The organism is Novosphingobium sp. EMRT-2, assembly GCF_005145025.1.
In the GTDB taxonomy this organism is placed as follows: domain Bacteria; phylum Pseudomonadota; class Alphaproteobacteria; order Sphingomonadales; family Sphingomonadaceae; genus Novosphingobium.
In genome coordinates this window covers 720,692-737,159 of sequence record NZ_CP039695.1, presented here as the reverse complement: position 1 = coordinate 737,159, position 16,468 = coordinate 720,692, and the positions used below count along the sequence as shown (strand labels likewise).

Genomic DNA, 16,468 nt, shown 5'->3' with positions numbered 1-16,468 from the left:
GCGATCGCCAACTATTTTTAGGGGGTTCACATGGCGCAGGCGCGCAGCAACCGGCCGATTTCGCCGCATCTCCAGATCTGGCGCTGGGGTCCGGCCATGCTGGTTTCGATCCTTCACCGCGTAACCGGCAATGGCCTGGCTTTCGCCGGCCTTGGCCTGCTGCTGTGGTGGGTGGGCGCGATCGCGAGCGGTCCCGAAGCCTATGACAGCTTCCTCGGCTGGGTCTGGACCGGCACCGGCGGCGCGCCGCAGTTCGTGACCGCCATTCTCGGCAAGATCGTGTTCGTGGGCCTGACTTGGGCATTCTTCCAGCACCTCGCCAGCGGCGTGCGCCACCTGATCCTCGATATCGGCGCCGGCTACGAACTGCACGCCAACGCGCGCTGGTCGGTTGTCACGCTGATCTTCTCGATCGCTTCCACCATCCTTTTCTGGGCCTTCCTGCTGCTGCGCTAAGCGCCGGCAGGGTCCATTCAAACGTCGGGGATACCATGGGTAACGGCACCTCAATCGGACGCGTTCGCGGGCTGGGTTCCAGCCATCAGGGCGCGCATCACTGGCTGCTTTCGCGTCTGACCGCGGTCGGCAACATCGTCCTCATCCCGTTCCTGCTGGCCAGCCTCGTGCTGCTGCCGGCCTACGATTATGCGACGGTCCACGCCTGGGCGGCGCGTCCGCTTTCGTCCACGGCGCTGATCCTGATCATGATCAACACGTTCTATCACGCGCGCCTTGGCGTGCAGGTGATGCTCGAGGACTACCTGCACGAGGATGCCGGCAAGTTCGCCGGCTGGCTGCTCGTCAACCTCGTGCCTTTCGCCGGTGCCGCTTTCGGTATCCTTTCGGTTCTCCGCATCGCTCTCGGGGGCGCCTGATCCATGGCTTCTTCTGCTTCCACCCAGCCCGCCTACAAGATCATCGACCATACCTATGACACGGTCGTGGTCGGCGCGGGCGGTTCCGGCCTGCGCGCCACGATGGGCAGCGCCCAGGCGGGCCTGCGCACGGCCTGCATCACCAAGGTCTTCCCCACGCGCTCGCACACCGTGGCGGCGCAGGGCGGCATTGCCGCCTCGCTCCAGAACAACACGCCGGACCACTGGACCTGGCACATGTACGATACCGTCAAGGGATCGGACTGGCTGGGCGACCAGGACGCCATCGAATACATGGTGCGCGAAGCTCCGGCGGCGGTGTACGAGCTGGAGCACGCGGGCGTGCCGTTCAGCCGCAACAAGGACGGCACGATCTACCAGCGTCCGTTCGGCGGCCACATGCAGAACATGGGCGAAGGCCCGCCGGTGCAGCGCACCTGCGCGGCGGCGGACCGCACCGGCCACGCCATGCTTCACGCGCTGTACCAGCAATCGCTGAAGTACGACGCGGACTTCTTCATCGAATACTTCGCGATCGACCTGATCATGGAAAACGGCGAATGCCGTGGCGTGATCGCGATGTGCCTCGATGACGGCTCGATCCACCGCTTCCGCAGCCACGCGGTCGTGCTGGCGACGGGCGGCTACGGCCGTTGCTACTTCACCGCCACCTCGGCCCATACCTGCACCGGTGACGGCGGCGGCATGGTGCTGCGCGCCGGCCTGCCGCTGCAGGACATGGAATTCGTGCAGTTCCACCCGACCGGCATCTACGGCGCGGGCGTGCTCATCACCGAGGGCGCGCGCGGCGAGGGCGGCTACCTCACCAACTCCGAAGGCGAGCGCTTCATGGAACGCTATGCCCCTTCGGCGAAGGACCTCGCCAGCCGCGACGTCGTCTCGCGCTCGATGGCCATGGAAATCCGCGAAGGGCGCGGCGTCGGCCCGCACAAGGACCACATCTACCTGCACCTCGATCACATCGATCAGAAGGTGCTGGCGGAACGCCTGCCGGGCATTACCGAAAGCGGCAAGATCTTCGCCGGTGTGGACCTTACGCGCCAGCCGCTGCCGGTCGTTCCCACGGTCCACTACAACATGGGCGGAATCCCGACGAACTACCACGGCGAAGTCGTGACGATCGGCGCCGACGGCAACCCCGAAACGGTCGTCCCCGGCCTGTTCGCGGTGGGTGAGGCGGCCTGCGTTTCGGTCCATGGCGCCAACCGCCTCGGCTCGAACTCGCTGATCGACCTCGTGGTGTTCGGCCGCGCCACCGGCCTGCGCCTGAAGGAGCTGGTCAAGCCCGGCACCGCGCACAACTCGCTGCCCAAGGACAGCGCGGACCTCGCGCTCGGCCGCCTCGACCACTTCCGCAACGCCAAGGGTGGTTCGCCGACCGCGGAAATCCGCGTGGAGATGCAGCGCACGATGTCGGGCCACGCAGCGGTGTTCCGCACCGACGAACTGATGGCCGAAGGCAAGGTGAAGCTGGGCGAAACCTACCAGCGTATGCAGGACGTCCACGTTTCGGACCGCTCGCTGATCTGGAACTCGGACCTGATCGAAACGCTGGAACTGGACAACCTGATCGCGCAGGCTTCGGTCACCATGCACGGCGCGTACAACCGCAAGGAAAGCCGCGGCGCCCACGCGCACGAGGACTTCCCGAACCGCGACGATAAGAACTGGATGAAGCACACCGTCGCCTGGTTCGACGGCTGGGGCGGTCAGGGCGGCGGCGTGAAGCTGGATTACCGCCCGGTCCACGAATACACGCTGACCGACGATGTCGAATACATCAAGCCCAAGGCGCGCGTGTACTGATCGATCTTCGCGGACACGCGAACAGCAAAAGGCCCCCCGAGCGATCCGGGGGTCTTTTTGTATCGGCCGGAATGTTATCTCCGCCGCGGCGTGGGCTGGACGACTGCGCGCGATTCGTAGCGGGTGCCGTCCTTGCTCTCTTTCGTGTCGCGGCTTTCCGCCTTGCTGTTGCGGTCCTCGGCCTCGCGCGTTGCGGTCAGCCGGGCGACATCAGCGGCGCTGGCGGCATGGGCCGGATAGCGGCAGCCGCGCTGCTGTCCTACGCCCTTGATGAAGGCGCGACGGACGGAACCGGCATAGAGCGCGACCTGCCACTGGCGCTGGTTTTCGTTGGCGCCCGAAATCTCGCGGATGATGCCGCCGAACGGGATCAGCGATCCCACCACCGATTTGGCGAGCGACCCCACGGTATTGCCGCGTTTTTCGCCCGCAGTCTTTTCCTCGACCACGTCGATGTCGTCGCCCAGCACGGCGTCGAGCCGGCGCACTTCGCCCTGCAGGTCGCTGCACCCGCGCAGGCCGGCCAGATCATAGGGCTTCTCGCGCGCGTTCAGAAGGATGGGCGGAATATCCTCCTTCTTGAGATTCATGTCCGACAGTGGCTTGGTCACCACGTCGCCGGCGGTCACGTCCTTGGGGGCGACCGCCGTCTGGGCCGAACCGCCGGCAGGGATCAGGCCGACGGTGAGCGTGGCGCAAAGGGCCGCGAGGGAAACGAGGCTTTGTTTCGTCATCGGTAAACTCCCCGGTTTGGAGAGAATACGCCCATTGCCGCTTCGGGTTCCTTAGGGCCTCATTGCCGAAGGTCGGAGAAGGTGTCGCACTGGTCCTCGTCGGCGGTTTCGATGCCCTTGCGCAGCCAGGTCATGCGCTGCGCCGAACTGCCGTGGGTGAACGCCGCTTCCACCGGGCGACGCCCGGCTGCCTTCATCAGCGTGTCGTCGCCGATCTGGTGCGCGGCCTTCAGCCCTTCCTCGATGTCGCCCGGCTCGATCCGGTCCTTGTTGAGCCCGGCCCAGACGCCGGCATAGCAATCGGCCTGCAATTCCAGCCGCACCGAGAGTTCGTTGGCGCGGGAAGGGTTGCGCTGTTGCAGGCCGTGGACCTGATCCGACAGGCCCAGCAGGTTCTGGATGTGATGGCCATATTCGTGCGCCATCACGTAATCGCGCGCGAAATCGCCGCCCGCGTCCATCTGCTTGTCCATCTCGTTATAGAAATCGGTGTCGATGTAGATGCCCTGGTCGGGCGGGCAGTAGAACGGCCCCATCGCGCTTTGCGCCGCGCCGCAGCCCGATTGGCCCTGCTGCGAATAGAATACCAGCTTCGGCGCGCGGAACGCGATGCCGGCCTTGTCGAAGCGCGGCTTCCACGTCTTGTTGAGCGAGGACAGCGCGTTGCAGCTTTCGCGACTGAACGGGTTGACGGTGCAGATTTCCTGCACGCTGGAGCCGCCGCCCGCCTGCGCCGGGCCGGCGGGAAGGCTCTGCTGGTCCTGTGTCTGCTGCTGGAGCGAGCCTAGCATCTGCGCCGGATCGGCGCCGAACACGAAGACCGCGATCAGCGCGATCACGATGGTGCCGCAGCCGAGCCGTCCACCCGTGCCGCCGATGACGGGAAAGCCGCGACCTCCGCCGCCGCGCTGATCCTCCACGTTGATCGAATCGTCGAAGTCGTCGAGCCGCATCGTCTTGTCTGCCTGTCCTTTCCGGTCCCGGTTGCCGCTATGGCACAGAAAGGCCTGATCTGGCCAATACCGCGAACGAACCTGCCCAGCTGTGGTTCATCTTTTGAATCCGAAGGAGGAACTTGCGCCGGGTTCGGGCATTTGCCAGCACGGGTCTGCGTTGAAGCGTTTGGGGGCGTCGATGAGTCGTGTTGGCAGGCTTCGGCTGGTTCGGGCGACGGCGGTGGCCGTGGCCGGGCTGTCGTTGCTCAACGCCGCTGCTCCGGTATCGTCGGTGGCGCGGCGCGACACGCCGCTGGAAGCCGCGTTGCGCAGCCATGTGGTCACTCTGTCCAGCGAGGAATTCGGCGGCCGCGAACCGGGCACCGACGGCGAGACGAAGACGTTGCGCTATCTTGCCCGGCAATGGTTCGACATCGGGCTGGAATCGGGCACGAACAATCCCGGCAGCGCGTGGTTCGCCCCCGTGGAACTGGTGGAGCGCGTGCCGGCTGCCTCGCGCGTGGCGTTCCGCCGCGGGAAACAGCGCCTGGCGGTTTCGCAGGACGGGGCTTTCGTCGTCACGTCCGGCCTGCGCAGCCTGGTGGAGAATGCGCCGGTGCTGTTCGTGGGGCACGGCACCGGACCGGTGCCGCCGCGCGCGGAACTGGCGGGCCGGATCGCTCTGATGCTCGACAGCCTGCCGCCGGGGACACCCTCCGCCGCGACCGAGGACCGGCCGGGGCGTCTGCTCGATGCCGGCGCATCGGCGGTGATCGTGGTGCTGGACGGCGATCGGCGCATCGACGAGGTGACGGCCCGCCGCCGCCGCGCGGGATATGCGCTGGCGGGCGGACAACTGGGCGGGGACATCGAGGCTTTCGTGACTCCGGCCTTTGCCGGGCAGATGCTGGCGGGCGGCGCGGCGCGCGATGTGGTCGCCTTGCGGCACGAGGCTGCCGCGGCGGGTTTCGTTCCGCGCCTGCTGGGCGTGGAAGGATCGCTGGAGGCGACCAGCACGGAAACGCGCGTGCGGACGCACAACCTGATCGGCAAGATAGAGGGGCGCAATCCCGCCGCCGGGGCGGTGCTGGTGATGGCGCACTGGGATCACTTCGGCCAGTGCGGCACGCCGCCCAGGTTGTGCCCCGGCGCGGTCGACAATGCGTCGGGCGTCGCGGTGATCACCGAAGTCGCGCGCAGCCTGGTGCGCGGACAGGCGCGCGGGGCCAAGCCGATGGATCGCGACGTCTATTTCCTCGCCACCACGGGCGAGGAGCTGGGGCTGCTGGGCGCGATGGCCTTTGCCGAGAACCCGCCCCTGCCGCTCGACAAGGTGGTGGCCGCCTTCAACGTCGACAGCACGGGGCTGGTGCCGGCCGGGCGGCCGGTGGCGATCGTGGGGCGGGGCATGACCAGCCTCGATGCCGGAATCGGCCGCGTGGTGGCGCGGATGAAGCGCAGGCTGGCGAACGATGACGCCGCCAACGCCTTCGTGCGGCGGCAGGATAGCTGGGCGCTGATGCAGCACGACGTGCCGGCGGTGATGGTCAGCAGCAGCTATGGCGATCCCGAGCGGCTCGACCGGTTCATGAAGGAGCGCTATCACACGCCGGCGGACAAGGCCGACCTGATCGAGGTGGGCGGCATGGCCGATGACGTGACGCTGCACACCGAACTGGTACGTGAATTTGCCGATGCGAAGCGCGTTCCGGCGCCGGGATCGGGCGGGGGTACGACCAAAGCCGCTACCCCCTAGCGCAAACCGCCCGGCTTGATTACATGGGCCGCCACGATTCTCCCCGGACTGAAAGTGGCAGCACCATGGATATCCCCCTCGGCCTTACCTTCGACGACGTTCTTCTGCGTCCCGGCGAGTCCGATCTGCTGCCATCGCAGGCCGACACACGCACCCGCCTGACCAGCGCGATCTCGCTCAACATTCCGGTGCTGTCCTCGGCGATGGACACCGTGACCGAGGCGGACATGGCGATCGTCATGGCGCAGCTGGGCGGGATCGGCGTGCTGCACCGGAACCTGACGGTGGAGGAACAGGCGGCAGCGGTCCGCGCGGTCAAGCGCTTCGAAAGCGGCATGGTGGTCAACCCGATCACGATCGCGCCCGATGCCACGCTGGGCGAGGCGCAGGCGATCATGCGCGCCAACAAGATCAGCGGCATCCCGGTGGTGGAAGCGAGCGGGAAGCTGGCCGGCATCCTTACCAACCGCGATGTGCGGTTCGCGGACAATCCGGCGCAGCCGGTGCGGGAACTGATGACGCACGAAAATCTCGCCACGGTGAAGCTTGGCACCAGCGGCGACGACGCCCGCCGCCTGCTGCACCAGCGCCGGATCGAAAAGCTGCTGGTGGTGGACGATGCCTTTCGCTGCATCGGCCTGATCACCGTGAAGGATATCGAGAAGGCCGTGACGTTCCCCAGCGCGACCAAGGACGCGGCGGGCCGCCTGCGCGTCGCCGCCGCGACGACCGTGGGCGAAAAGGGGCTGGAACGCACGCGGGCGCTGGTCGACGCCGAATGCGACGTGATCATCATCGATACCGCGCATGGCCACAACCGCGATGTCGCGCGGGCGGTGGAAGCGGTGAAGAAGCTGTCCAACACGGTGCAGGTGATCGCCGGCAACGTCGCCACGGGCGAGGCGACCCGCGCGCTGATCGATGCCGGGGCGGATGGCATCAAGGTGGGCATCGGGCCGGGATCGATCTGCACCACGCGCATCGTCGCGGGCGTGGGCGTGCCGCAGTTGACCGCCGTGATGGAATGCGCCGAGGAAGCAGACCGCAGCAACGTGCCGGTAATCGCCGACGGCGGCCTGCGCACCTCTGGCGATGCGGCCAAGGCGCTGGCGGCCGGCGCCAGCTCGATCATGATCGGCTCGATGCTGGCCGGCACCGAGGAAGCGCCGGGCGAGACGTTCCTGTACCAAGGCCGGGCCTACAAGTCCTACCGCGGCATGGGATCGGTCGGCGCGATGGCACGCGGTTCGGCGGATCGGTATTTCCAGCAGGACATCAAGGACCAGATGAAGCTGGTGCCCGAAGGCATCGAGGGGCAGGTGCCCTACAAGGGTCCGGCCAAGGATGTCGTCCACCAGCTCGTTGGCGGTATCAAGGCGGCAATGGGCTACACCGGCAGCGCCACGATCGAGAGCCTGCGCAAGAATGCCAAGTTCGTGCGCATCACCAATGCGGGCCTGCGCGAAAGCCACGTCCATGACGTGACGATCACGCGCGAGGCGCCGAACTACCCCACGCGGTGACCCCCGCCGCGCGCGTCCAGGCCGCGATCGACATCCTTGACGCGGTGATCGCGGCGGCGGCCCGGCAGGGCGCGTCGGCCGACCGGATCGCGGCGGAATGGTTCCGGGCGCGGCGCTTCGTGGGATCGAAGGACCGCCGCGCGATCCGCGAACTGGCGTGGAACGCCATCCGCGCCTGCGGTGAAGCGCCGGCGAGCGGCCGCGCGGCGATGCTGCGGCTGGCGGCGGATGATTCCGCGCTGCCCGCCCTGTTCGATGGTTCGACCTATGGCCCCGCGCCGATCGCGCCGGGCGAACCGGTGGCGGCTGGCGGGATCGCGCCGCGTTGGCTGGAGGAAGCGCTTGCGGCTTCGGGCCTCGATGCGGACGAGCAGGGCGCTTTGCTGGGCCGGGCGCCGCTGGACCTGCGGGCCAACCGGCTGAAGACCACGCGCGAGGAACTGGCCGCGCGCCTGCCGGTGACGGCGGAGCGCACCGTCGCGCCGGATGCACTGCGCCTGCCGGCGGGCACCGCGGCGGAAAGCTGGCCCGAATTCGCGCAGGGCCTGTTCGAAGTGCAGGACACGGGCAGCCAACTCGCCTGCGCGGCGCTGGCGGTCCAGCCGGGCGAAAGCGTGATCGACCTGTGCGCGGGCGCCGGCGGCAAGACGCTGGCGCTGGCGGCAGCGCTGGAGAACCGCGGGCATCTGCTAGCCTGTGATGTCGACCGGCCGCGCCTGTCGCGCTTGCCCGAACGCGCGGCGCGGGCCGGGACCATCGCGGAAACGCGGCTGCTCGATCCCGATCGCGAGGCGGCGATGCTGGCGGACTGGGCGGGCAGGGCGGATGCTGTCCTGATCGATGCGCCTTGTTCGGGCACGGGCACCTGGCGGCGCAATCCCGAGGCGCGCTGGCGGCTCTCGCCAGCCGCGATCGCGCGGTACGCGGCGACGCAGGCGCGCTTGTTGCGCGTGGCGGCCGATCTGGTACGTCCGGGCGGACGGCTGACCTATATCGTCTGTTCGCTGCTCGATGCCGAAGGCGCGGATGGAGTGGCGGCGTTCCTGGCCGAAAGGCCGGACTGGCGGTCCGATCTCCCGGCGATGCCGGCCGGGCGGGCACGGGGTTCGGGGTGGCGCCTCACCCCGGCGCACGATGGCACAGACGGGTTTTTCTTCTCGACGCTTCGCCGCCTATGATAGATGATATTCCCATGACCGCCGGATCACCACGCCCTGGCTCCCGGCTGAAGGAGTTCGTGATGCGCTACACACCCGTTGCCCTTGCCCTTTCGTTGCTCGCCGGCGTCACCGGAAGCATGGGGACGGCGAAGGTGACCGAAGCCATCGATCCCCGGGCACAGGCCTTGCTGGACGCGGGGCGCAAGGCGCTGACGGCTGGCGATGTCGAAGGGGCGACCAACAGCTTTGAGGCCGCGCTGGCGGTCGATCCGGGCAACACCGGCACGTTCGTGGCGCTGGCCGATGCCGCGCGGCGCAGCGGGATGCAGGGCAAGGCGATCCATTACTACCGGCTGGCGCTGTCGCGCGATCCCAACAACCTGGCCGCCATTTCGGGCGAAGGCGGCGCGATGGTGGAGAAGGGCGCGGTCGACAAGGCGCGCCGCAATCTGTCGCGGCTGGAAGGGCTGTGCGGCAAGACATGCGCCGAGACCGAGGATCTGGCGGCCGTGATCGCCAAGGGACCGGCGCCCAAGGTGGTTTCGGCCGAGGCGATCAAGCCCCAGCCGACGGTCGAATCGAACTGAGGCTTAGGGTCAAATCAGGTCGCGGAATTCTTCCAAAACCTGCCGATAGACGCGCTTCTTGAAGGGCACGATCACGTCCGGCAGCAGTTCCGGATCGATCCATTTCCATTCGCGGAATTCGGCGTGTTCGTGCGCATCCAGCCGCACGTCCTCGTCCTGGCCGATGAAGCGCAGCAGCAGCCATTTCTGCCGCTGCCCGCGATAGCGGCCCTTCCAGATCTTGCCGAGCAGTTCATCGGGCAGGTCGTAGAAGTATTCCTCGCGGCTTTCCGCGATGACCGTCACCAGATCGGGTGTGAGGCCGGTTTCCTCGCCCAGCTCGCGCAGCGCGGCGGGGTGCAGTTCCTCGCCGTCGTCGATGCCGCCCTGCGGCATCTGCCAGGCTTCCCCCGCCCGTTCATCGATGCGCCGGCCCACGAAAACCTGGCCTTGCGCGTTGACCAGCATCAGGCCGACGCAGGGGCGGTAGGGAAGCCCCGCAAACTCTTCGTTCATTTCAACCTTTCCAGCAGCAGGCGGATCGCCTGGAAGATGGACCGCATGTCAGCCTGCGCGCTCGGCAGCGCCTTGCGGATCTGCGTGAACCCGTGGATCGTACCCTTCATTTCCAGGAAGATCACGTCCGACCCGGCGAGGATCAACTGAGCGCCATAGACCCGGCCGCTATCGCGAATCGGATCGAGACCTGCGGTTACCAACACCGTGGGCGGCATGTTCGCATGGTCGCCGTAGAGCGGATAGGCGCGCTTGTCACCCGGTACGGCGCGATAGCCATCGGCGAACCATTCCATCGTGTCCTTCGTCAGCAGGTAGCCATCGGCGAAGGAGAGGAACGAGTCGTGGTCGGGCCGGTCGTCGCTGAGCGGATAGATCGGGACCTGGATGACCACTGGAACAGCGGCGGGCTTTTCCTGCAGCGCCTGGGTGGTGACGATCGTTAGGTTGCCTCCGGCCGAATCGCCCATGGGGATCAGGCCGGTGAACGTGCGGCCGAGTTCCGCCGGGCTGCCGGCGACCCACCGCGTCGCCGCCTCGCAATCGTCGGGCGCGGCGGGGAAGGGGGCTTCGGGCGCGAGGCGGTAATCCACCGCGACGACCGGCAGGTCCAGTTCGGCGGCGATTTCGGTGCAGAGCCGGTGGTGCGTTTCCAGATCGCCGATGACGAAGCCGCCGCCGTGATAGAACACCACGACCGGGCCGGGCTCGCGGGTTTCGCGCGCGTCGTAGAAGCGCAGCGGGATCGGGCCGGCCGGGCCAGGGCAGGTCAGGTCGCGGATCACCGCCAGATCGCGCGGGTCCTGCTCCGCCAGTTCCTGCATGGCCAGATAGCTGGCGCGCGCGGCTTCCAGCCCCAACTGGCTCATCGGCGGGGCACCGGTGCCGTTGAGGTAGTCGAGGAACCCCTTCACGTCGGGCCGGACGAAATGCTGCGGGCGGTCGATCGTCTCACTGTCTGACATGGCTGCGGGCTCCTCTTCCGGTTGCCGGTGTGGCGGGTGGTGTTCCCGATCCATTTGAGATCGGGAATCGTTTTTCGCCATCATGCCTAAGTCTGCTTTTGCAACTTGACTAGCGTCTCCGATGGGAATCAAGGACGTTCCGTGCGTTTCGCGTCGAAGAGATTTTCTTCTTTGCGTGCGGATTGATGGAGACATAGGCGCATCGTGCTGCCAGAGCGCGGTTGCGCAGACGAGGAAGAGAATGGTTACAGCACTTGCAGAAGGTCCGGACGCTCTGACTGGCGGGACCACGTCCGCCGCACCCGAAGCGGTGGTCGTGCGCTTCGCGGGCGACTCCGGCGACGGGATGCAGCTTACCGGAGGTCAGTTCACGCTGTCGACCGCGCTGGCCGGCAACGACCTGGCGACCTTCCCGGACTTTCCGGCTGAAATTCGCGCGCCGCAGGGCACGCTGTTCGGTGTTTCGGCGTTCCAGATCAATTTTGGCTCGACCGACATCGAAACCGCCGGCGACGCGCCCGACGTGCTGGTGGCGATGAACCCGGCGGCGCTGAAGACCAATGTCGGCCAGTTGAAGGCCGGCGGCCTCATCATCGCGGACACCGGCGAGTTCAACAAGCGCAACCTCGAAAAGGCGAAGTACGAGCAGAACCCGCTCGAGGACGGCAGCCTCGAAAAGTGGCAGCTTCTGGCGTTCGACATTTCGGCGCTGACGCTCGAAGCGGTCAAGCCGTTCGGCCTGGGCAACAAGGAAGCCCTGCGCTGCAAGAACATGTGGACGCTGGGCCTGGCCCTGTGGATGTTCGACCGTGACCGCAAGCCGCTGGTCGACTGGCTGAACGCCAAGTTCGCCAAGGCGCCGGTGCTGGCCGAAGCCAACATCGCCGCGCTCAATGCCGGCCACGCCTATGGCGAGACGGCGGAACTGGCCGGGCCGCTCAAGCAGTATCACATCGCCCCGGTGGAAACCGCGCCGGGCCTCTACCGCACGGTGACGGGCGCGGAAGCGGTGAGCCTGGGCCTTGTGGCCGGGGCGCAGCTTGCCGAGTTGCCGATGTTCTTCGGCGGCTACCCGATCACGCCGGCCTCGGCGATCCTGCACAACCTGGCCAAGCTCAAGGAATTCGGCGTCACCACCTTCCAGGCGGAAGACGAAATCGCCGCGATCGCTTCGGCCATCGGCGCGTCCTATGCAGGGCAGCTTGGCGTCACCTCGTCGTCCGGCCCCGGCATCGCGCTGAAGGGCGAGGCGATGGGCCTTGCCATCATGACCGAACTGCCGCTGGTGATCGTCAACTCGCAGCGCGGCGGCCCGTCCACGGGCCTGCCGACCAAGACCGAGCAGTCGGATCTCTATCAGGCGGTCTATGGCCGCAACGGTGATGCGCCGATGCCGGTGATTGCCGCGCGTTCGCCGGCCGACGCCTTCGATTGCGCGATCGAGGCCTGCCGTATCGCGGTGGAATACATGACGCCGGTGATGCTGCTGACCGATGGCTATATCGGTAACGCCGCCGAGCCTTGGAAGGTGCCCGATCCGGCCAGCTACACGCCGTTCCCGGCGAAGTTCCTCGAAGAGAAGAACGGCCCGGATGGCGAGTTGCTGCCCTTCGCGCGCGACGAAAAGGGCGCGCGCCCGTGGATCAAGCCGGGCACGCCAGGCCTGATGCACCGCATTGGCGGCATCGAGAAGAACCCCGGCACCGGCAATATCGATTATTCGCCGGCCAGCCACCAGACCATGACCGACGCGCGCAAGGCCAAGGTGGACGGCATCGCCCACGGCATTCCGCAGCAGGACGTGACGCTCGGCACCGAAGGCGGCAAGCTGGTGGTTGTCGGCTGGGGATCGACCTTCGGGCCGATTCACCAAGCCGTGCGCCGCGCGCGCGCCAAGGGGCTGGACGTCTCGCACGTCCACGTCCGCCACGTCTGGCCGCTGCCGACCAATCTGGGCGACTTGCTCGGCCAGTACGAACGCATCCTCGTGCCCGAGATGAACACCGGCCAGTTCAAGACGGTGTTGCGCGACCAGTTCCTGGTGGACGCGAAGCCGCTCAACAAGACCAGCGGCCAGCCGTTCACCATAGCCGAAATCGAAGCCGCGATCGAAGGAGCGCTGGCATGAACGACATGACCCCCATCAAGACCACGCTCAAGGACTGGGAAACCGATCAGGAAGTGCGCTGGTGCCCCGGTTGCGGCGACTACGCGATCCTGAAGGCGGTGCAGCGCACGCTGCCCGAAATCGGCGCGGACCCGGCCAAGACCGTGTTCGTTTCGGGCATCGGCTGCTCCAGCCGTTTCCCCTACTACGTGGAAAGCTATGGCTTCCACACGATCCACGGCCGCGCGCCCGCGTTTGCGACCGGCATCAAGCTGGCCAATCCCGAACTCGACGTGTGGCTGGTGACCGGTGACGGCGACGGCATGTCGATCGGCGGCAACCACACGATGCACATCCTGCGGCGCAACGTGAACACGCAGATCCTGTTGTTCAACAACGAGATCTACGGGCTGACCAAGGGCCAGTATTCGCCCACCAGCCGCGAAGGCACGCATTCGCCGACGACGCCGCTCGGTTCGGTCGATCGCCCAGCGCTGCCCTGCGCCTTCGCGCTGGGCGCGGGCGCGCGTTTCATTGCGCGGGCCTATGACGTGTCGAAGGACCTGTCCTCGGTGCTCAAGGCCGCGCACGGCCATCAGGGTGCGGCGTTCGTGGAGATTTTCCAGAACTGCATCGTCTATAACAAGGACCGCTTCGACGATTTCACCGCCAAGGGCGTGGCAGACCAGAACCAGCTCTGGGTTAAGGACGGCGAGCCGATGCTGTTCGGCAGCGAGAAGAGCGGCGGCGTCAGGGGCATCGCACTCGACATAGATACGCTGAGCCTCAAGGTCGTCGACGTGATCGATGGCGATTGGCAGGCGGCGGGCGTGATCGTGCACAATGTCAAGAATCGCGCGATCGCCCACATGCTCGTCGAAATGCCGTTCGGTCCGTTCCCGATGGCGCTGGGCGTGATCTACGACGATCCCCGCCCGACCTACGAAGCGACCGTGCTGGCGCAGGATGCGCAGGCGCGCGCGGGCAAGAGCGCGAACCTCGCCAAGCTGCTCGCCAAGGGCCAGACCTGGACGGTGGAAGGCTGAACCGAGCAATCGGGCCGGCAGGACGGGTGGGGCAGCGTTGGACAACCTGACCCACAGCCTTGTCGGCTGGGCGCTGGCCGAAACCGGGCTCAAGCGCCGCACGCGCAAGGGACTGGCCGCCACCGTGCTGGCGGCCAACCTGCCCGATATCGACGTGTTCTTCGGCTGGGCGCCGTGGCCGCCGCTGGCGATGCACCGCGGTTTTACCCATGGCCTGATCGGTGGGGTGCTGGTGTTACCGCCGGTGCTGGCCGCCTTCCTGTGGTTGCTGGACCGCTGGCAGGCGCGGCGGGGACGACTGGCAGACGATAGCCCGCCGATGTGCTTCGGCTGGTTGCTGGCGCTGTGCTGGATCGGCGCGCTGACGCATCCGCTGCTCGATCTGCAGAACGTCTATGCGATCCAGCTGCTTTCACCGGCGAGCGAAAGCTGGTTTCATGCCGATGGCCTGTTCATCGTTTCACCCTGGCTGCTGGCGATGCTGGGGCTGGGCATCTGGCGCGCCCGACGTGGGGGAAGCGGACTCCCGGCGATGCTGGCGCTGACGGGGAGCGCCTTGTTCATCGCTGTCAATATTGGCATTTCCGCGCTGGCCTGGGCCGCGCCATCGCGCGATGCGCCTTACGCCACGCCGGACCGGATTTTCGCCGCGCCCGAGCCGCTGCTGTTCTGGCGGCGTGATGTGGTCTGGCGGCAGGATGGCATGATCGTGCAGGGGCGCTACGATCCGTTGCGCCGCCTTGACGGGCTGGTGGATTTCGGTGCGCCGATACCCGACCGGATGGGCGAGCCGATCGTCCGCCGCGCGGCGCAGGCGACGGCGCAGGCACGCAAGTTCCTGGCCTGGTCGCAAATGCCGGTGGCGCGCGTGGAGCAAGGGCACTGCCGTGCGGTGGTGACGTTCGGCGATGCCCGCTTCACCGGCCCCGCCATGAGCCGCAACTTCAACACCGTTGTCACGCTGCCCGTGGACGGAGCCGGGTGCATGGGTGGGTGACGTCTGCCCTTTGGGGCTGGTTTCGGATGACCGCACGGGTCCGCTAGGAGAGTTCCTCCAAACGAAGGACCGCGCTTTCCCATGAAACCACCTGCCATCGTCTGGCTGCGTCGCGACCTGAGGCTGGCCGATCAGGCGGCTTTCCACGCGGCGGCGGCGGAAGGGCCGGTGATCCCGGTCTATGTGCTGGACGACGAAACGCCCCGGCACCGGCGCATGGGCGGGGCCTCGCGCTGGTGGCTGCACCACAGTCTATCCAGCCTGGACGCGGACTTGCGCGCGCGGGGATCGCGGCTGGTGCTGCGGCGTGGACGCTGCGAGGAGGTGCTGGCGGAGCTTGCCGCGCAGACCGGCGCGGTGCGGGTTCATGCCTTGCACCATTATGAGCCGTGGTGGCGCAACGCGGAGCGCGCGGTGGCGCAGCGGCTGGATCTGGTGCTGCATGACGGGAACTATCTGGCGCCGCCGGGATCGGTTCGGACCGGGTCGGGGCAACCCTATCGCATCTATACGCCGTTCTGGCGGGCGCTGACCGAACGGATGCCGCCGCCCCTGCCGTTATCAGCGCCGGAGGCCTTGCCAGCGCCGGCGGCATGGCCGGACAGCGAAGCCTTGGCCGACTGGGCGTTGCTGCCCACCTCTCCGGATTGGGCCGGGGGGGTCCGCGCGGAATGGACGCCGGGCGAGTCCGGCGCGCGCGAACGGCTGGCGGCGTTCGCCGATCGTGCGCGGCGCTATGCCGAACGGCGCAACCTGCCCTCGGTGGAGGCGACATCGCGGCTTTCCCCGCACCTGCATTTCGGGGAGATTTCGCCCGCCGCAATCTGGCACTCCGTGCGCGATGCGGGCGGATCGGTCGATACGTTTCTTGGGGAAGTGGGCTGGCGCGACTATGCGCAGAACGTGATTCTCCAGTTCCCGGACTATGGCGCTCGCAACGCGCGTGCGCCGTTCGACCATATGGCATGGCGCACCGGGCCGGAGGCGGACCGGGATCTTAGCGCCTGGTGCCAGGGGCGCACCGGCTATCCCATCGTCGATGCCGGGATGCGCGAGCTGTGGGCTTCGGGCTGGATGCACAACCGCGTGCGGATGATCGCCGCCAGCTTCCTGATCAAGCACCTGTTGATCGACTGGCGGCGCGGCGAACAGTGGTTCTGGGATACGCTGGTCGATGCCGATTACGGCTCCAACGCGGTCAACTGGCAGTGGAGCGCGGGCACAGGCGTCGATTCCAACATGTTCGTGCGGATCATGGCCCCGCTGACGCAATCGCCCAAGTTCGATGCGGGGGACTATATCCGGCGCTGGGTGCCCGAACTGACCGATGTGCCCGATCCCCTGATCCACGATCCGCCGGTGCGGCGCGGCGGCTACCCGGCCCCGATCATCGGCCACGCGGCCGGGCGCCAGCGGGCGCTGGAAGCCCATGCGGGTTTGAAGACGATCTGATCCTTTCTC

15 protein-coding genes are annotated in these 16,468 nt (G+C 67.2%); 11 read left to right on the top strand and 4 right to left on the bottom strand.

The features are described from left to right. The first annotated feature begins 30 nt into the window (after nucleotides 1-30). Genes sdhC through sdhA form a run of 3 tightly spaced genes read left to right on the top strand, consistent with a single transcriptional unit; the run spans nucleotide 31 to nucleotide 2,702 of the window. Nucleotides 31-456 (top strand): succinate dehydrogenase, cytochrome b556 subunit, encoded by a 426-nt coding sequence (sdhC, locus tag FA702_RS03735; RefSeq protein ID WP_136955084.1) that lies wholly within the window; start codon nucleotides 31-33, stop codon nucleotides 454-456. Between the two features lie 35 nt (nucleotides 457-491). After that, entirely contained in the window at nucleotides 492-875 is a 384-nt protein-coding gene (gene sdhD / locus FA702_RS03730) for a succinate dehydrogenase, hydrophobic membrane anchor protein (protein ID WP_136955083.1), read from the top strand. A 3-nt stretch (nucleotides 876-878) separates the two neighbouring features. Further along, complete coding sequence (gene sdhA, locus FA702_RS03725) at nucleotides 879-2,702, top strand: succinate dehydrogenase flavoprotein subunit (protein ID WP_136955082.1); 1,824 nt, start codon at nucleotides 879-881, stop codon at nucleotides 2,700-2,702. Between the two features lie 74 nt (nucleotides 2,703-2,776). Here the strand turns inward: sdhA and FA702_RS03720 are convergent, their stop codons facing one another. Then, nucleotides 2,777-3,436 (bottom strand): hypothetical protein, encoded by a 660-nt coding sequence (locus tag FA702_RS03720; RefSeq protein WP_210417582.1) that lies wholly within the window; start codon nucleotides 3,434-3,436, stop codon nucleotides 2,777-2,779. A 59-nt stretch (nucleotides 3,437-3,495) separates the two neighbouring features. Next, on the bottom strand, nucleotides 3,496-4,389 hold the full coding sequence (locus FA702_RS03715) for a neutral zinc metallopeptidase (protein ID WP_136955081.1): 894 nt from the start codon (nucleotides 4,387-4,389) through the stop codon (nucleotides 3,496-3,498). Between the two features lie 181 nt (nucleotides 4,390-4,570). Here FA702_RS03715 and FA702_RS03710 point away from each other — a divergent pair, with 181 nt between their 5' ends. The 4 genes from FA702_RS03710 (at nucleotide 4,571) to FA702_RS03695 (ending at nucleotide 9,397) form a co-directional block, all read left to right on the top strand. Next, nucleotides 4,571-6,127 (top strand): M28 family metallopeptidase, encoded by a 1,557-nt coding sequence (locus tag FA702_RS03710; RefSeq protein ID WP_136955080.1) that lies wholly within the window; start codon nucleotides 4,571-4,573, stop codon nucleotides 6,125-6,127. A 65-nt stretch (nucleotides 6,128-6,192) separates the two neighbouring features. Continuing rightward, nucleotides 6,193-7,650 (top strand): IMP dehydrogenase, encoded by a 1,458-nt coding sequence (gene guaB, locus FA702_RS03705; protein ID WP_136955079.1) that lies wholly within the window; start codon nucleotides 6,193-6,195, stop codon nucleotides 7,648-7,650. Beyond that, entirely contained in the window at nucleotides 7,647-8,828 is a 1,182-nt protein-coding gene (locus FA702_RS03700; protein WP_136955078.1) for an RsmB/NOP family class I SAM-dependent RNA methyltransferase, read from the top strand. The genes guaB and FA702_RS03700 overlap by 4 nt, the downstream gene beginning before the upstream one ends. A gap of 62 nt (nucleotides 8,829-8,890) precedes the next feature. Next, the gene (locus FA702_RS03695) at nucleotides 8,891-9,397 is read left to right on the top strand and encodes a hypothetical protein (protein ID WP_223806657.1); all 507 of its coding nucleotides are present in this window, start codon (nucleotides 8,891-8,893) and stop codon (nucleotides 9,395-9,397) included. 9 nt (nucleotides 9,398-9,406) lie between these two features. On the opposite strand, the gene FA702_RS03690 is transcribed toward FA702_RS03695, so the two are convergent. Together FA702_RS03690 and FA702_RS03685 are read right to left on the bottom strand one after the other, a co-directional pair. Beyond that, nucleotides 9,407-9,892, bottom strand: coding sequence for an RNA pyrophosphohydrolase (locus tag FA702_RS03690; protein WP_136955076.1), 486 nt, complete (start codon nucleotides 9,890-9,892; stop codon nucleotides 9,407-9,409). Further along, nucleotides 9,889-10,857 (bottom strand): alpha/beta hydrolase, encoded by a 969-nt coding sequence (locus tag FA702_RS03685; RefSeq protein ID WP_136955075.1) that lies wholly within the window; start codon nucleotides 10,855-10,857, stop codon nucleotides 9,889-9,891. Before FA702_RS03685 ends, FA702_RS03690 begins: the two co-directional genes overlap by 4 nt. A gap of 241 nt (nucleotides 10,858-11,098) precedes the next feature. Between FA702_RS03685 and FA702_RS03680 the strand changes: the two genes are divergently transcribed. From FA702_RS03680 to FA702_RS03665, 4 genes are all read left to right on the top strand, one after another. Then, nucleotides 11,099-12,985: a 2-oxoacid:acceptor oxidoreductase subunit alpha gene (locus FA702_RS03680; protein ID WP_136955074.1), complete on the top strand. Its 1,887-nt coding sequence runs from the start codon at nucleotides 11,099-11,101 to the stop codon at nucleotides 12,983-12,985. Continuing rightward, complete coding sequence (locus FA702_RS03675) at nucleotides 12,982-14,010, top strand: 2-oxoacid:ferredoxin oxidoreductase subunit beta (protein ID WP_136955073.1); 1,029 nt, start codon at nucleotides 12,982-12,984, stop codon at nucleotides 14,008-14,010. Before FA702_RS03680 ends, FA702_RS03675 begins: the two co-directional genes overlap by 4 nt. 37 nt (nucleotides 14,011-14,047) lie before the next feature. Continuing rightward, entirely contained in the window at nucleotides 14,048-15,007 is a 960-nt protein-coding gene (locus tag FA702_RS03670) for a metal-dependent hydrolase (protein WP_136955072.1), read from the top strand. An 81-nt stretch (nucleotides 15,008-15,088) separates the two neighbouring features. Next, nucleotides 15,089-16,459 carry a deoxyribodipyrimidine photo-lyase gene (locus FA702_RS03665; protein ID WP_136955071.1) on the top strand — a complete coding sequence of 457 codons (1,371 nt, stop codon included), beginning with the start codon at nucleotides 15,089-15,091 and terminating at the stop codon, nucleotides 16,457-16,459. Nucleotides 16,460-16,468: the final 9 nt, after the last annotated feature.

Coding starts and splice junctions, on each gene's coding strand:
- sdhC (WP_136955084.1), top strand. CDS start 31: ATGGCGCAGGCGCGCAGCAACCGGCCGATTTCGCCGCATCTCCAGATC.
- sdhD (WP_136955083.1), top strand. CDS start 492: ATGGGTAACGGCACCTCAATCGGACGCGTTCGCGGGCTGGGTTCCAGC.
- sdhA (WP_136955082.1), top strand. CDS start 879: ATGGCTTCTTCTGCTTCCACCCAGCCCGCCTACAAGATCATCGACCAT.
- FA702_RS03720 (WP_210417582.1), bottom strand. CDS start 3,436: ATGACGAAACAAAGCCTCGTTTCCCTCGCGGCCCTTTGCGCCACGCTC.
- FA702_RS03715 (WP_136955081.1), bottom strand. CDS start 4,389: ATGCGGCTCGACGACTTCGACGATTCGATCAACGTGGAGGATCAGCGC.
- FA702_RS03710 (WP_136955080.1), top strand. CDS start 4,571: ATGAGTCGTGTTGGCAGGCTTCGGCTGGTTCGGGCGACGGCGGTGGCC.
- guaB (WP_136955079.1), top strand. CDS start 6,193: ATGGATATCCCCCTCGGCCTTACCTTCGACGACGTTCTTCTGCGTCCC.
- FA702_RS03695 (WP_223806657.1), top strand. CDS start 8,891: ATGCGCTACACACCCGTTGCCCTTGCCCTTTCGTTGCTCGCCGGCGTC.
- FA702_RS03690 (WP_136955076.1), bottom strand. CDS start 9,892: ATGAACGAAGAGTTTGCGGGGCTTCCCTACCGCCCCTGCGTCGGCCTG.
- FA702_RS03685 (WP_136955075.1), bottom strand. CDS start 10,857: ATGTCAGACAGTGAGACGATCGACCGCCCGCAGCATTTCGTCCGGCCC.
- FA702_RS03680 (WP_136955074.1), top strand. CDS start 11,099: ATGGTTACAGCACTTGCAGAAGGTCCGGACGCTCTGACTGGCGGGACC.
- FA702_RS03675 (WP_136955073.1), top strand. CDS start 12,982: ATGAACGACATGACCCCCATCAAGACCACGCTCAAGGACTGGGAAACC.
- FA702_RS03665 (WP_136955071.1), top strand. CDS start 15,089: ATGAAACCACCTGCCATCGTCTGGCTGCGTCGCGACCTGAGGCTGGCC.